Source organism: Pseudomonas sp. 210_17 TE3656, from assembly GCF_054821965.1.
Genome location: NZ_JBTRBC010000001.1, coordinates 799,298 through 815,062 on the forward strand (window position 1 = coordinate 799,298; position 15,765 = coordinate 815,062).

10 protein-coding genes and 1 pseudogene are annotated in these 15,765 nt (G+C 60.8%); 3 read left to right on the top strand and 8 right to left on the bottom strand.

The window, feature by feature from the left end:
* Positions 1–6: 6 nt before the first annotated feature.
* The 6 genes from ACVI9W_RS03865 to ACVI9W_RS03890 form a co-directional block, all read right to left on the bottom strand.
* Positions 7–1,200 carry an acetyl-CoA C-acyltransferase gene (locus tag ACVI9W_RS03865; protein ID WP_157193299.1) on the bottom strand — a complete coding sequence of 398 codons (1,194 nt, stop codon included), beginning with the start codon at positions 1,198–1,200 and terminating at the stop codon, positions 7–9.
* A 17-nt stretch (positions 1,201–1,217) separates the two neighbouring features.
* Positions 1,218–1,985 (bottom strand): SDR family NAD(P)-dependent oxidoreductase, encoded by a 768-nt coding sequence (locus ACVI9W_RS03870; RefSeq protein ID WP_157193300.1) that lies wholly within the window; start codon positions 1,983–1,985, stop codon positions 1,218–1,220.
* 12 nt (positions 1,986–1,997) lie between these two features.
* Complete coding sequence (locus ACVI9W_RS03875) at positions 1,998–3,650, bottom strand: AMP-binding protein (RefSeq protein ID WP_461529249.1); 1,653 nt, start codon at positions 3,648–3,650, stop codon at positions 1,998–2,000.
* Between the two features lie 128 nt (positions 3,651–3,778).
* Entirely contained in the window at positions 3,779–8,368 is a 4,590-nt protein-coding gene (locus tag ACVI9W_RS03880; protein ID WP_461529250.1) for an NEL-type E3 ubiquitin ligase domain-containing protein, read from the bottom strand.
* A gap of 75 nt (positions 8,369–8,443) precedes the next feature.
* Positions 8,444–9,469 (bottom strand): AraC family transcriptional regulator, encoded by a 1,026-nt coding sequence (locus ACVI9W_RS03885; protein WP_461529251.1) that lies wholly within the window; start codon positions 9,467–9,469, stop codon positions 8,444–8,446.
* Positions 9,470–9,539: 70 nt separating this feature from the next.
* Positions 9,540–10,403, bottom strand: coding sequence for a LysR substrate-binding domain-containing protein (locus tag ACVI9W_RS03890; RefSeq protein WP_461529252.1), 864 nt, complete (start codon positions 10,401–10,403; stop codon positions 9,540–9,542).
* A gap of 112 nt (positions 10,404–10,515) precedes the next feature.
* Between ACVI9W_RS03890 and ACVI9W_RS03895 the strand changes: the two are divergent.
* A pseudogene (locus ACVI9W_RS03895) lies at positions 10,516–11,623 on the top strand (2-aminoethylphosphonate--pyruvate transaminase).
* A gap of 30 nt (positions 11,624–11,653) precedes the next feature.
* Positions 11,654–12,481 (top strand): phosphonoacetaldehyde hydrolase, encoded by an 828-nt coding sequence (phnX, locus tag ACVI9W_RS03900; RefSeq protein WP_461529253.1) that lies wholly within the window; start codon positions 11,654–11,656, stop codon positions 12,479–12,481.
* 97 nt (positions 12,482–12,578) lie between these two features.
* Here the strand turns inward: phnX and ACVI9W_RS03905 are convergent, their stop codons facing one another.
* Entirely contained in the window at positions 12,579–13,133 is a 555-nt protein-coding gene (locus ACVI9W_RS03905) for an NADPH-dependent FMN reductase (RefSeq protein ID WP_461529254.1), read from the bottom strand.
* Positions 13,134–13,278: 145 nt separating this feature from the next.
* Here ACVI9W_RS03905 and ACVI9W_RS03910 point away from each other — a divergent pair, with 145 nt between their 5' ends.
* Positions 13,279–13,497, top strand: a complete 219-nt coding sequence (locus ACVI9W_RS03910) for a hypothetical protein (protein WP_157193308.1) — start codon at positions 13,279–13,281, stop codon at positions 13,495–13,497.
* Here the strand turns inward: ACVI9W_RS03910 and ACVI9W_RS03915 are convergent.
* Positions 13,481–15,742, bottom strand: coding sequence for an Orn/Lys/Arg family decarboxylase (locus ACVI9W_RS03915; RefSeq protein WP_461529255.1), 2,262 nt, complete (start codon positions 15,740–15,742; stop codon positions 13,481–13,483). The two genes, ACVI9W_RS03910 and ACVI9W_RS03915, sit on opposite strands and share 17 nt — an antisense overlap.
* Positions 15,743–15,765 lie beyond the last annotated feature (23 nt).

Here is a 15,765-nt window from a genome sequence, read left to right on the forward strand (position 1 = left end):
TGCACCTCAGTACAGACACTCGACGGCCATGGCGGTTGCTTCACCGCCACCGATGCAGATCGCCGCAATACCGCGACGCAGGCCTTTCTGGCGCAGGGCGGCCAGCAGGGTGACCAGGATTCGTGCGCCCGAAGCGCCAATCGGATGGCCCAGGGCGCAGGCGCCACCGTGGATATTGACCTTGTCGTGCGGCAGGTCCAGATGCTTCATCGCCGCCAGCGTGACCACGGCAAACGCCTCGTTGATTTCGAACAGATCGACCTCGGCCAGGTTCCAGCCGGTGCGCTTGATCAGTTTGTCGATGGCGCCAATCGGTGCAGTCGGGAACAACGCCGGGGTATCGGCAAAAGCGGCGTGACCATGGATGACCGCCAGTGGTTTGAGTCCGTGCTTTTCAGCCTGGGAACGGCGCATCAGCACCAGGGCCGCAGCGCCGTCGGAAATGGAGCTGGAGTTGGCTGCCGTGACCGTACCGCCGTCACGGAACGCCGGTTTGAGCTGGGGAATCTTGTCCAGGCGCGCCTTGGGCGGCTGCTCGTCGTCACTGACCAGGCGCTGGGTCTTGCCCTCGGTCACTTCTACCGGGACGATTTCGCTGGCAAAGCTGCCGTCCTTGATTGCCTGCTGGGCACGAGTCAGCGAGGCAATGGCGAAGTCGTCCTGCTGCTGACGGGTAAAGCCGTTGCCCTCGGCGCAGTCTTCAGCAAAGGTGCCCATCAGGCGCCCCTTGTCGTAGGCATCTTCCAAGCCGTCGAAGAACATATGGTCGATGATCTTGCCGTGGCCCATGCGATAGCCGCTGCGCGCCTTGTCCAGCAGGTACGGGGCGTTGGACATGCTCTCCATGCCACCGGCCACCACCACATCGGCGCTGCCGGCCAGCAGCAGGTCGTGCGCCATGATCGCCGCCTGCATGCCCGAGCCGCACATCTTGTTCAGGGTGGTGCAGGTGGTGCCCTTGCTCAGCCCTGCGCCCAACGCCGCCTGGCGTGCTGGCGCCTGGCCCAGACCGGCTGGCAACACGCAGCCGAACAGCACCTGTTCGACGCTATCCGGGGCAACCCCGGCACGCTCGACCGCAGCACGGATGGCCGCAGCGCCCAGTTGTGGAGCAGTGAGGCTTTTCAGGTCGCCCTGCAGGCCACCCATGGGGGTGCGCACGGCACTGACGATTACAATCGGATCATTGGCGAGGGTCATGATAGGTACTCCTGCAATTACTTGGCGGCCATACGCAAGGCACCGTCAAGACGGATCACCTCGCCGTTGAGCATGCTGTTTTCGATGATATGCCGCGCCAGCGCAGCGTATTCCTGTGGACGGCCGAGGCGTGGCGGGAACGGTACTCCGGCGGCCAGCGAGTCGCGCACTTCCTGGGTCATACCAGCCATCATCGGGGTCTCGAAAATACCCGGGGCGATGGTCATCACGCGGATGCCAAAGCGCGCCAGTTCACGCGCCGCCGGCAGGGTCAGGCTGGCGATCGCGCCTTTGGACGCAGCGTAGGCGGCCTGACCGATTTGCCCGTCGTAGGCGGCAATCGAGGCAGTATTGATGATCACCCCACGCTCACCATCGGCAGCCGCTTCGCCTTCGGCCATGGCCGCGGCGGCCAGGCGCAGCAGGTTGAAGCTGCCAATCAGGTTGACGTTGATCACCCGGCTGAAGCTTTCCAGTCCGTGTGGGCCGTTCTTGCCCAGGACTTTCTCGGCGCCGACGATGCCTGCGCAGTTGACCAGCCCGTGGAGACTGCCGAAAGCGCCAATGGCAGCATCCACCGCAGCCTTGGCGGCGGCTTCCTGGCTGATGTCGGCGACCGCAAAGCGCGCCTTGGCGCCCAGTTCCTGGGCCTTGGCGGCTACGGCTTCGGCATTGAGGTCGACCAGCATCACCTGAGCACCGGCCTCGATGAGCATCTGCGCGGTAGCAGCGCCCAGACCTGAGGCGGCGCCGCTGACGATAAAGTTCTTGTTGGCAATCTGCATGATGGTCTTTCCTCAGGCGCCGGCGGTCGAGGCCAGCGCAGCTTGTTGTTTGGCTATTTCCTGGTTGCGCAGGATGAAACGCTGCAGCTTGCCGCTCGGGGTCTTGGGCAGCTCGCTGACAAATTCGATTTCGCGTGGATAGGCGTGGGCATAGAGGCGCTGACGCACATGCTGCTTCAGTGCCTCAGCCAGCTCCTCGCTGGGCTGCTGACCGCCAGCCAGCACCACAAAGGCCTTGATCAGTTCGGTGCGCTCCGGGTCTGGCTTGCCGACTACGGCAGCCTCGATCACTGCCGGGTGCTCGATCAGCGCACTCTCGACATCGAAAGGCCCGACCCGGTAACCGGAGGTAGTGATCACGTCATCGCTGCGGCCGACAAAACTGATGCTGCCGTCGCTGTTGAGTTCGACAGTGTCACCGCTGAGGTAGTACTTGCCGACGAAGGATTTGGTCGGCAAACCGTGATAGCCAGCGAACCAGCACAACGGCGACTGTTCACGGTCCACAGCCAGAATGCCTGGTTGGCCGGCCGGCAGCTCGTTGGCTTGCTCGTCCAGAACGACGATGCGGTGACCGGGAATGGCAAACCCCGCCGAGCCCAGGTGCACCGGGTGCTGCAGGCCATGGTGGTTGCACAGCACCATACCCAGCTCGGTTTGCCCGTAATGGTCGTGAATGGTTACCCCCAGCTCGTCGGCAAACCAGCGGATGACTTCCGGGTTGAGCGGCTCGCCGGCGCTACTGACCACCCGCAGACGGCCCTTGATCGGCGCGCTAAATTCACTGCCGGCTGCAATCAACAGTCGATAGGCAGTAGGCGAGCCAGCCAGATTGCTGATGGCGTATTTATTGATGACCCGGCAGGTGCTTTCGACGCTGAACGGGCCATCGAAAAAGGTCGTGGAATGGCCCAGTGCCAGCGGTCCGGTCACGGCGTAGTAAAGACCATAGGCCCAGCCCGGGTCGGCGAGATTCCAGAAGTTGTCTTCAGGACGCAAATCGATGGCATCGCGCATGTAGCCCTGGAAGGCAACGATGGCACGCAACGGTACTTCCAGCGGCTTGGCCGGGCCGGTGGTACCGGAGGTGAACATCAGCAGGAACGGCGCGTCAGCACCCAGCAACACCGGCTCGCAGCGATCACTGGCAGCCGCCAGCGCCTTGTGGAAGTCGACATCACTGGATCCGTCCCCGGCACCGACGCAGATGATCGTCGGGCAGCCATGCACATCGTCGAGCTTGCTGCGGTTGAGTGGCTCGGTGACCACTACCCTGGCGCCCGACTGCTCCAGCCGGTGCTCGATGGCTTTAGGCCCGAAGGCAGTGAACAAAGGTTGATAAACCGCACCCAGGCGCCAGGTGGCCAGTACGGTGATCAGTAACTCGGCGGTACGCGGCATCAACCCGGCGACCCGGTCCCCGACACCCACCCCCTGGGCCTTGAGCACATTGGCCAGGCGCGCAGCGGACTGTTGCAACTGCTCGAAGCTGTACTGGGCGCTGCTGCCATCGCGGCCCTCCCAGTTCAGTGCAACACGATTGCCGCCGACATGCCGGTCACAGCATTCGACACAGGCATTGAGCGCATCGAGACTGCCAAACAGGGTTGCGCTGGCTACCCCGGGATAGTCGAAGCCGCTTGCGGCCGTAGCGTAATCACGCATCGTCAGACTCCTGATTTTTTATTGTTGGAGTATCACCTTTGATCTGACGATGTTGTCGCCGCAAACGGCGCTCGGCAATGGCCAAAGCGCTCAATAGGGATGAGCGGTTTGGCCGGCGCATGGACCATTCAGTCGTCCGCAGGCAACGTCCGCAGGGCTTCGCGGGTCAGCTGCTCAATCAAGTCGCCTTCAGTTTTCTTGAAGTCTTTTTTGATCTGCTCGCTACGTGCCAGTACCTCTCCTTCCGGCAAGTCGTGCAGAGCCTCCAGTTGATCCCAGAGGGGCCGCTCAACCTGCAGGAACCGCGCAGCCTGCTCGCGCTTCAGATACGCTATCCAGAAATCCCTCTTACTGATGTCAGTCACCAGGGCGTCGGTGGCTGACTCCCATCGCACCGTAGCGGCGGCGTTGTTTAGCTGCTGCTGCGTCACCCCGGCGATTTGCTCAAATTGCATGGTCCTTGGTTGACCAGGCAGGTCCAGGGTTCGGGCAACACCGATACGGTAAGCCAGGTCGACCTCAACCTCATCCACGCTCGCGCGCGCTCGCGCCGCAGCATCTTCCACGGACAATCCGCGACTACGCAGCCTGTCCGTCTCTAGCGTCACCCGGCGCTCAATGTCCAGACGTGCAATCGCCTCGACTCTTTCCAGCCGAAACAAGCCTCGCGCCAGACCAAGCAGCGATCCCGACTCTTCCACTGATGCGCGCCCGCGTAGCGCCTGAGCAACCAGCATACGCACCTCCAGCGCGCTGAAGCACGAGATCACTCTATCCACACATCCGCGCTCGCCTGCCAGATCGAACATGTCCTGGCGCAGCAGCTGTTCGTCACTGGCAGCTTCGATTACCGCCCACACCCGTCGAGAGAGGTCCTGTCGGGCTTGCCGATAATCACTGGTTTCGGTCAAGTCCTCAAGCAAGCGAAAAAACTCGACACTGCCGGGTTGTGCCTGCAGCTCATCCCATTGTTTTTCGCGATCCGCTCTTGCCGATGCCTCCAGGGTTGCAAGCCAGGTCTCCCTGGCCTGCGTTTGCGCAACCACTGGCGGTGGCAGCGCAACCGGCACAAGGTCGGGTGCGTACAGACGGTCAAGCATGTCCACCGGTACAGGGTTGTTACGCAGCTCCACGGCACGGCGCGTCTCAAGCGGAGCATTGAGCAAGGCTTCCGGCAACACCGCGATCTGATTGTCACGAAGGTCAGCCAACTCCAACAATCCGCACCACTCCAGCCCAACGGGTACCGTCTGCAAATGCGCCCGACGCAGGTTCAGCTCGCGAAGCCGAGACAGCTGGCGGAACTCAAGGCTGATTACACCCAGCGGATTGGCACTCAAATCCAGGGTGTGCAAGCGGGATAGCCCGTGCAAGGACTCGACGGCTGTCTGAGTCATACGTATCCGGTTACCTGACAGACGCAGGGTAGTCAATTGGCTCAAGTGGCGGATTTCTGCAGGCACATCAACCAGCGCGTTGTTGCTCAGGTTGAGCCAACGCACCCCGGAAAAACAGCGCAGGAACCCTACCGGTATTGCGTCCAGATGCAGACCTACCAGGACCAGTTCGCTGATGTGGTTAAAATCCGCGTTTGCAGGCAACGTCGGCAGGGTTCTGATGTCCATGCCGACCAGGCTCAGACGATTACCGGCCGATTGCCCGCTCGGCGTTACAAGCCGTCGTCCCTCCAAACGCCAGCTCCGACGCAACTCGTCGGCAAAGTGTCGGCGAGCCCCGGAAAGATTGTCGGCACGCCCTTGCACCACCCAGGTATGCAGCGCTTCATCAAGCTGACGGTACTCCCGGAACTGCTGAATCAGCCTGATGTAGGCTGTTTCCGGCGTCGCCAACAGATCCGTGACTATGTTGTCCAGAATCCGGGAGCCTAACGTTGGATAGAGTGAGCGTGCCGCTTCGATGAGTGCACGCCGCGAGGGGTGTTGGCCTTCGCCACGCCCGCTGAGCAGGTAGCCGAAGCGCCCATCGGGAAGCCGTCGGAGCGGACTGTAGCGCGGTTTTATCTCGCTCAGCCCGGTCAGTTCGAGAAGGGCCTTGCGTCCCGAGGGTAACCAGGTCCGCAAGGCGTTGTCGATCTGATCCCTCGCCCCGCTGCCATCCCATGTCAAACGCCTGAGATCATCCCTGGACAGGTACCTGGCCAATACTTCGGCCAAGCTGCCAGGATTGTCTAGAAGGGTGTCCAGCTCACCGCCCTCTCGGCCATAGCAATAGAAACTGCCCGAGCCTCGCACCAGGATGACAGTGACATTCCCCGGGTCATTGTCTGGATGTAAACGCGCCAGCACACGCCCGGTATCGGAACCTTCACGCAACTCGATGTCGACCGCGCCTGATAATCTGGCATGTTTGCGCAACAGGGCGAACACCAGTGAGACCGTTTCTGGCCTGTAACTGCCCTTCAGGTACAAGCCTTCACGTATGCGAGTCAGCTGTGCGAGCTGTAAGTGCGCACGGGCCTGCTCGGCGACTGCCAGGGGAATCCGCTTGTCCGCGACCATCCGCAGACGGTGCGCGTCAGTGGCATGTTTCAGCACATCCAGCGCATAGGCGTCGGGCAGGCCTTTGAAGTCCCGCTGGATCAATGCCAGCATCGCTTTGATATCCTGCGATGTCTGTGTCAACAGCGGATCCTTTGCCACATATTGACGCGAGAAGTACTCGAGCAATTGCTCGCGTAGCGCCGGCGCATCATCAAGGAGGTCTACCCTTTGCTCCTCGATCGACAGCGTGTCAATCTTCAAGGCATCAATGCACCATTGAAACAACTCCGAGTCGTCTTCTCGCCCCTCGCCCAGTTGCTCGAAGAATGTATCTACGCGGGCATCCACGGCAAAGCGCTCCAAGCTGTCACGCAACTCCACCGGTAACGGCCGACGTTCCACCAGCAGACCGCGAAGCTGCGCTTCATCTACATCCGCGACCTTCAGTATCTGCTCGATACGCTGAGCACTCAGGCTCGAAGCCGGCGGCCATAAACGCCCCAGCATCAAGCCGGCCCCTTGCCACTCAATGGGATGTTCGGTGAACAGCTTCCAGCATCGTTCGCCGTTGAATTCTAGCAACGGCCCGAAGCTCGCCTCACGTTGCGGATGACGCAGCTGCCATACGCTACGTCCCTTGACGGACCTGACCTGATAATAGGTTTCGCCGTTACGCCACCAATGCCCGGTGCCATCGGACAACAGACCATTATCCAGCTCAATCAGGTCGCCGGGCGGGGCAGTGTCCTCATAAGCCGTCACATCACCGGAGCACAATCGTGGCTTTCCCGCATCATTCAGCACAGGGGTCAGTTGATCGACCACCGCGCTACGTGTGAAACCCCGGGCCACCAGCGCCGTGCCGGCCACCAGCGCGGCGCTGACCACTACCGTCTCGGCAACCCCGAGCAGGTGATCGATAGCTTCATGCTGGTGACCTTGACTCCAGTCCTGGACCCCTTCGCACACCTCGCAGAGGGTCTGGGCGACCAGGTCGGCCGCCAGCACGGCACCGATAGCCGGGACGAACAAACCTGCCAGGTTGAGTACGGTCAGCCCAGCGGACTCGAGAGACTGCAGGCGCTCGGCGCTGGCGCGGGCATTGACCTGGGCGGTAGGCACCGCGAGAAACTGCGCGTTGTCGCGAATACGTTGCAATTGCTGGGTGGCCAGTGCCTGAAACAGCGGATCATGAATGACCTCGCAGGTCGCTGTTACATCGCTCTTCACATCAGCCAGGCGCTTACGCAATGTCGCCAGATAGTTCGGGCGATCCGCCAATGCTATGCGCTGATTGAACCCTCGTTGATAACCTGGATCGCGCAGCAGATTACCGAGGGCCAGACTGGCTTCGCGCCAGGAGTCATACGCACGCAGGGATTGCGCATGATCGCCAGGCAGAAAGAGGATCACACCCTGCACTTTGGTTCGCGGAAAACCGCCAGCTACAGGAATGATCTCTTGCAGCTCAAATGCCAGGGCACCTTCCACACGATGGCCCAGTGCCTGCAGAGCACCGGCATGAACCCTGTCACTTTGCGCGTGGGTCGGGGGCTTATCAGCGACTACCCGACGCAGCATGTCCAGGTCATCACCCTTCAACTGCTTTTTCAGCGCCGCTATTTCAGTGGCCAGTGCCAATTGCAGGCGCTTGTCCTCGGTAAGCGTGGTCGTGCAATCAGCGTCGAGTACGCTGTCCAGGTGTTGCTGGTATTGCTTGCCCACATCCAGCTCACGACAGAGTCTGACGAGCTGGGCACTGTCTGTCGTCAGCACTTGCTCCGTATGCTCCGCCGACATATCAGCCGGATAGACCAGGCCGGTCTGTTCGAAAAATGGCTCGGCGTCCTTGAAGTTCTGCAGGAACTTCTGCAAAGCCGGCACACGGACAAAATAGGTACTGTGTTCCGTGGGCCCTGTTGCATCGACGCCCAGTTTACGGCGCTCTTCCCGCCATTGTGCCTTATCAAGCTCGACCGTCAGGGAAAGGGACGAAAGCAGCTTGGCCTCCAGCAGAGGTGTGGCGAAGCTGTCCAGCGATTGCAGCTTGGCAAGTACTTTTTGCACTTCCTGCTGGCTTTGCACATGCTTCTCGAAGCGGGTGCGCAAAGTCTCGAACTGTTCATGACTGGTGTCTTTCAGCCAGGCAGGCAGTGTTTGTGCGATGAACGCATCGGTGGCTTTTTCGAGCGGGGTATCTTTAGCTGATTCGGACATGGTCGGTACCAATAGGTTGACAAGCTGTCACTCTGCAGTCGCTTGACAACCCCCGGCACCGGGAAAACCACCCGTTCAGCCGCCCTCGTCTTCGCGCGCCTGCACCAGCGCGCGATAGTGCCCAGGGTTGCAGCCGAACCACTTGCGAAAGGCTTTGTAGAACGAACTGCTATCGGCAAACCCCAGCCGCTCGGCGATATCGCTCAAGCCTGGCTCTGCCTGGGCCAGCCAGGCGATCGCCAGCTCACGACGCACACTGTCCTTCAAACCCTGATAGGTCTGCCCCTCCTCGGCCAGTCGTCGGCGCAGGGTCGCACTGGACAGGCACAAGAGGCCGGCCAGACTGCGGGCGTCCGGCCATTGGGCGGGATCGAGGCCAAGAAGGTTGGCGCGGATACGCCTGGCCAGGCTTGCCGGGTCACGGTACTTGACCAGGATGTTACCCGGCGCCTCGGCAAGAAAGCGCTGCAGCTCCTGTGGCGTGCGCTTTATCGGCAGTTCCAGGCAGTCCGCAGCGATGATCATGCGGGTGCGTGGACGGTCGAATTGCAGGTTTTCCGAAAACATTACCCGGTAGTCATCACAGAACGGTGGCTCCGAGCAGCGCAGATCGATGGCCAGTATCGGGATACGCCGCCCTGCCAGCCAACAGGCCACGCCATGCACGATCATCCAGAAGGTAAAGTAGGTAAAGGCACGGCGCGGCTGTTCGCGTGGTTCGTTGACGACGATCTCGGCCAGACTCTGTTGACGCACCAGTCCTGGCTGCAAGTCTTCAAGCATCAGTGAGAGAAAGCCCAGGGCAATATCAAGGCCGGCGCCCAAACTCGGTTGAGCCATGGCAGCGCGGGTCAGAAAAGCCAGACTGCCATTGGGCAGACCGCGCTGGTCCATGGCGAAGAATTCATCGTTGCAGCGCCGCGCCAGCAACCGCCACAGCCGTGCATAGGCGTCCGCGGAAACCCGTGCCTGGGGCAACTCGAGCTGTTCCGGATCGATACCGGCACGCAGCAGCATTCCGGCATCGGGCAATCCCGATGGACAGGTCTGCAACAGCGCTTCGCGCACAAGCTGCATGGAAATCGTGTCTTTCTCGCTCATCGGCCATCCAGCGCCAGGTTGCTCGGTGCCGGCCATCTTAGGCCGACCGCTGAAGAATGCCAGCGCTGCATCAATGCTGCTCAGCCAGACTCAGGAACGCCTGGATCAGCCGCAGTTCACGACGCCGTTGCAAACAACCGATCATGTGCCGGTTGATCAGGCCGTTGCCGGCAATCGGACGCGCCACCACCCGCGGATCATGAGCCACTTCCACCGACGAGACGATGCCAATGCCCAGCTCCGCCGCCACCGCCTCGGTGACCGCTTCGCGGCTGTCCAGCTCCAGCAACACCCGTGGCTGCACCTTGGCCTCGGCGCAGGCCTGATCGAATGTGCGCCGGGTAATCGAACTGGGTTCGCGCAGCACCATGATCTGTCGATCAAGCTTGGCCAGCGGCAACTCGCCCTTGCCGTCCGCCCACGGATGGCCGACGGGCAACAGGGCACACATTCGCGATTCACCCAGGCTTTGCAGATGCAGCCCCTTGCGCGGCTCGACTTCGGTCAACACGGCCACATCCGCATGTTCGCTAAGCAGTGCGGCCAGGGTTTCCTGGGCATTGCCCAAACGCAGGTTGACGGTAATGCCAGGGTAACGCGCACGGAGCTGGGCAAGCATCGGCATGACCCGATGTGGTCCATCGGCAGCCACCTCCAGGCGCCCGGTAAGCAACTGGCGATTGGCCTCAAGCATGGCCTGGGCCTCCTCGGCCAGACCAAACATCGCCCGGGTGATCGCCGCCAGACGCGTGCCCTCCTCCGTCAGCTCGACGCGCCGAGCGGTGCGCCGCAGCAAAGTGATCTGGTAGTGCTCTTCCAAAGCCTTGATATGCCCGGTTACTGCCGGCTGGCTGATGAACAGCCGCACTGCAGCACGGGTAAAGCTGCCCTCACGGGCCACGGCGTCAAACGCGCGGAGCTGGAACAAATTCATATCTATCGGCCTGACTTATGGCTGGCATAACAACAAACAATTTGATTGATGACGCGCAGAATTGCAACTTAGGCCCCGTAGTTTCAGCCCACCGCTTGTGAGGAACTTCGGAATGAGCAACGCCCCTATCCTGCTGACCCCTGGTCCTTTGACCACCTCGTCCCGCACCCGCCAAGCGATGATGGTGGACTGGGGTTCCTGGGACCGTGACTTCAACCAACTGACCGCCAGCCTGTGCGAGCAATTGCTGGCCATCGTCAACGGCGCCGACAGCCACCACTGTGTGCCCCTGCAAGGCAGGCGGCACCTTCGCCGTCGAAGCCGCCATCGGCACCCTGGTGCCTCGCGATGGCAAGGTTCTGGTACTGATCAACGGTGCCTATGGTCAGCGCCTGGCGAAGATCTGCAAGGTCCTGGGCCGCGCCTACAGCACCTTTGAAACTGCTGAAGACCAACCGACCACCGCTGCCGATGTCGATCGCCTGCTGAGCGCTGACGCCAGCATCACCCATGTGGCGCTGATCCACTGCGAAACCAGCACCGGCATCCTTAATCCGCTGCCGGAAATCGCCGAGGTGATTGCCCGTCACGGCAAGCGTCTGATCATCGATGCCATGAGCTCATTCGGCGCACTGCCGATCGATGCCCGCGAAGTGCCGTTCGATGCCCTGATCGCCGCCTCCGGCAAGTGCCTGGAAGGCGTGCCTGGCATGGGTTTCGTCTTCGCCAACAAAGCCTCCCTGGCCGCCGCCGAAGGTAATTCGCCGTCCCTGGCCATGGACCTGCAGGATCAACATGCCTACATGGCCAAGACCGGCCAGTGGCGCTTCACTCCCCCCACCCATGTGGTCGCCGCGCTGCACGAGGCGTTGCTGCAATACAACGAGGAAGGTGGCCTGCCTGCCCGTCACCAGCGCTACGCCAGCAACTGCAAAGTGCTGCTCGACGGCATGGCGGCGATCGGCCTGCGCAGCTTTCTGCCGAGCGAGATCCAGGCGCCGATCATCGTGACCTTCCACGCCCCGAACGACCCACGCTATCAGTTCAAGGATTTCTACGAACGGGTCAAGACCAAGGGTTTCATCCTCTACCCGGGCAAGCTGACCCAGGTCGAAACCTTCCGCGTCGGTTGCATCGGCGTCGTCGGCCCGGACGGCATGCAAGCCGCAGTGAATGCGGTGGCCGAAGTGCTGCGGGAAATGGAAGTACTGGATATCTGAAGCGTTGCCACTCTCTCTAGGAATTCGCACATGAACTACAGCAACCCAACGCAACTGCAAGCCGCCATCCTCGACTGGGCCGGCACCGTGGTCGATTTCGGCTCCTTCGCACCGACCCAGATCTTCGTCGAAGCTTTCGGCGAATTCGACGTCGAAGTATCCATCGAAGAAGCCCGTGGCCCGATGGGCATGGGCAAGTGGGACCATATCCGCACCCTCTGCGACCAACCGCAGATTGCCGAACGTTATCGCAAGGTGTTTGGTCGCACCCCGACCGACGACGATGTCACAGCCATCTATGAGCGCTTCATGCCCTTGCAGATCGAGAAGATCGCCGTGCACTCGGCACTGATCCCCGGCGCCCTCGACACCCTGACCGGCCTGCGCAAGGACGGCCTGAAGATCGGCTCCTGCTCCGGCTACCCGAAAGTGGTGATGGACAAGGTGGTTGAGCTGGCCGCACAGAATGGCTATGTCGCCGATCACGTCGTGGCAACCGATGAAACCCCTAACGGCCGCCCTTGGCCTGCGCAGGCACTGGCTAACGTGATTGCCTTAGGGATCGACGATGTCGCGGCCTGCGTCAAGGTCGACGATACCGTGCCCGGTATTCTCGAAGGCCGCCGCGCCGGCATGTGGACGGTGGCGCTGGTGTGCTCGGGCAATGCCCTGGGCCTGACCTACGAAGGCTACCGTGCCCTGGCCTCGGACACCCTGGACAGCGAGCGCAAGCGCATCCACGCACTGTTCGAAGGCTCACGCCCGCATTACCTGATTGACACCATCAATGAGCTGCCGGAAGTGATCGCTGATATCAACAAGCGTCTGGCACGGGGCGAGATGCCTCAAGCGGTGTAAATCCTCAGGTCCCAATCGCCGGCAAGGCCGGCTCCCACAAGACTGAAGACATCAGGCCACTGTGGGAGCCGGCCTTGCCGGCGATGAGGCCACTGGACTATTTCTGATGCTGGTCAACCCACGCCGCATACTTATCAATGAAAGTCTGCAAAAACGGCTGGACCTTCTCCGACAGTTTGCCATTTTCGTCGAACAGGCTCGCTGCCCCACCGATATACGCCTCAGGCTGCTGCATGCACGGCACATCGAGAAACACCAGTGACTGGCGCAGGTGATGGTTTGCCCCAAAACCGCCCACCGCTCCTGGCGAAACACTGATCACCGCACCCGGCTTGCCGCTCCAGGCACTCTTCCCATAAGGCCTTGAGCCCACATCAATCGCGTTTTTCAACACCCCCGGCACCGAGCGGTTGTACTCCGGGGTGACGAACAGCACCGCATCACTGTTGCGGATCTGCTCGCGGAAAGCCTTGTAAGCCACTGGCGGGTCGACATCAATGTCTTCGTTATAGAGAGGCAGATTGCCGATTTCGACTATCGTCAATTTGAGGTTCGAGGGCGCGAGCTCCGCCAGCGCCAGGGCGACTTTGCGATTGAAGGACTCCTTGCGCAAGCTGCCGACGACAACGGCTACCGAATACACCTGGCTCATGGCAATTTCCTGACATGTAGGACAAAGGAACTTGTAGGTATAGATGATCTACCCAGCGCCTGAAGTTTTTTTCCACACAAGCAAAACTTACCCGGCAAATCAGTGGTCTATGCCTGACAGAAAACTTTTAGAGGTTGCACGGTAAATGACAGCAGTACTGGTCGGACAGTTTCATGCACGGGACGCAGAAGGCCGCATCTACCCTGTTCATGAGTTTCAGGAAGCCACCCTTGAGGCCGACGGTAGTGCCGCATCCCTGCCTATTACCACTTACAAGCTGGCCATCGGTGACAAGGTCAACCACCTGGGCGACAACCGCTTCGAGTTGGCGCGCAGCGGTGTCGAGATCATCCGCATCCCGTGATGCAATCGACGGTGTAGATCCGCCCTTGCCCGCTGGTTTCATGTTGCAGGCCATGAACGTCGGCAACAAAGCCTGGAAAGCCGCTGTCGAACGCGGCGGCAAAGGCCAGATAGTCAATGATTGAACGGGTCGCCTCGGTAAAGCGTTCGCCTGGCATGACCAGCGGAATCCCCGGTGGGTACGGCACCAGCATCACGGCGGCAACACGCCCGAGCAATTGGTCAATCGGTACCGCCTCTACCTCCCCACGCACCATCCGGTCATAAGCATCGGCAGGTTTCATCACCACTTCCGGTAAACGCGTGAACAGCCGTTTGAGCTGCTTGGCAGTAGCATTGCTGCGGTAACAGGCATGCAACTGATCGCACAGGTCGCGCAGGCCCAGCCCCTGATAGCGCTCAGGGTCAAGACGGGCGACGCAGGGCAGGCTTTCGAGCAGGTCGGTGTTGGCGTCATAGTTGCGTTTGAACTCCAGCAGCTCGGTCAGCAAAGTGCTCCATTTGCCCTTGGTGATACCCATGGAGAACAGTACCAGGAAGGTATAGAGCCCGGTCTTTTCCACCACCAAGCCACGCTCCCAGAGAAATTTGCTGACCACCGCCGCCGGGATCCCATGCTCGCTCAAGGCACCGCCTGCGTTAAGCCCTGGCATGACCAGAGTGACCTTAATCGGATCAAGCAGCACATAGTCATCGCTGACCTCACCAAACCCGTGCCAGTCCGCTTGCGGCACCAACAACCAGTCACTTGTACTCACCTGCTGCACACCCTCGACCTGCGGCGGTTGCCAGATACTGAACCACCAGTCGTCGGCGGCAATATGCTTGCGCAAGTTGGCCATGGCCCGACGAAAACTCAGCGCTTCGTCGAACATTTCCTGCAACAACGAACGCCCGGCCGGCCCTTCCATCATTGCTGAAGCCACATCCAGAGAGGCCAGGATGCTGTACTGCGGCGACGTGGAGATATGCATCATGAACGCTTCATTGAAGCGGTCACGGTCCAGCTGTCGTGCGCCACCATCCTGCACATGGATCATCGAAGCCTGGCTGAAGGCCGCCAACAGCTTGTGGGTCGAGTGGGTGCTGAACACCAGAGGGCTGTCAGCAGTGCATGAAGTGCCCATGGCATAGCGGCCGGCAAAGAATGGATGAAACGCCGCGTAGGCGTACCAGGCCTCGTCGAAATGCAGCACCTCGACACTGTTGCCCAGCATTTGCTTGATCAGTTCGGCGTTATAGCAAAGCCCGTCATAGGTGGAATTGGTTACCACTGCCAGTTTCACCTTGGGCGCCCGCCCCTGGGTCAGGGGGTTGGCCTCTACCTTGGCGCGAATCGACTCGGGGCTGAACTCGCTCAGCGGAATCGGCCCGATGATGCCCAGCTCATTGCGCTCCGGGCACATATACAAGGGAATGGCGCCCGTCATGATGATCGCGTGCACCACCGACTTGTGGCAATTGCGGTCCACCAGCACGAGGTCATCGCGGCCGACCATCGAATGCCAGACGATCTTGTTGGCGGTGGAAGTGCCGTTAATGACGAAAAAAGTGTGATCGGCGCCAAAATTTTTTGCCGCCCTGGCCTCAGCCGCCGCCAAAGGGCCGGTGTGATCCAGCAACGAGCCGAGCTCAGGGACTGACACCGAGAGATCCGAGCGCAAAGTGTTCTCACCGAAAAACTGATGAAACGCCAGCCCCACCGGGCTCTTGCGATGGGCCACCCCGCCGCCGTGCCCCGGCGTGTGCCACGAGTAGTTGGATTGTGCGGTGTGCTGCACCAGTGCTTTGAAAAACGGTGGCAGCAAACCGTCCAGGTAGTTGTGTGCCGCGCGCGCCACTTGCCGGGCCAGGAACGGCACGGTGTCTTCGAACAGATAGAGAATGCCACGCAGCTGGTTCAGCTCGCTCATGACATCGGCAGGGGCATTTTCCAGGGTCACCTGCTCGCCCAGGGCAAAGATCGGCAGGTGCGGCGCACGCAGCCGGGCCAGGCGAATCAACTCGACCATGTTCTGCAGCAAATGAGTGTTTTCGCCAGCGCCTTCGGCAGCAATCAACATGCAGGCCAGGCCATGATGGGTCGAGGCCAGCAAGCGGCCTTCGGCGTAATCGATCGCCGGAAGAATGCTGAAGCCATCCTGGGCCAGTTCCTCGGCAATGCCGCGCACGCGCTCACCGGCTAAGGTATCGGCCTTGATGTCGCGGTGAACGATCAGAACAGGGAACTTGAGGTCCTTGTACATGAGGGGGCGCCTGCTCCGAATGA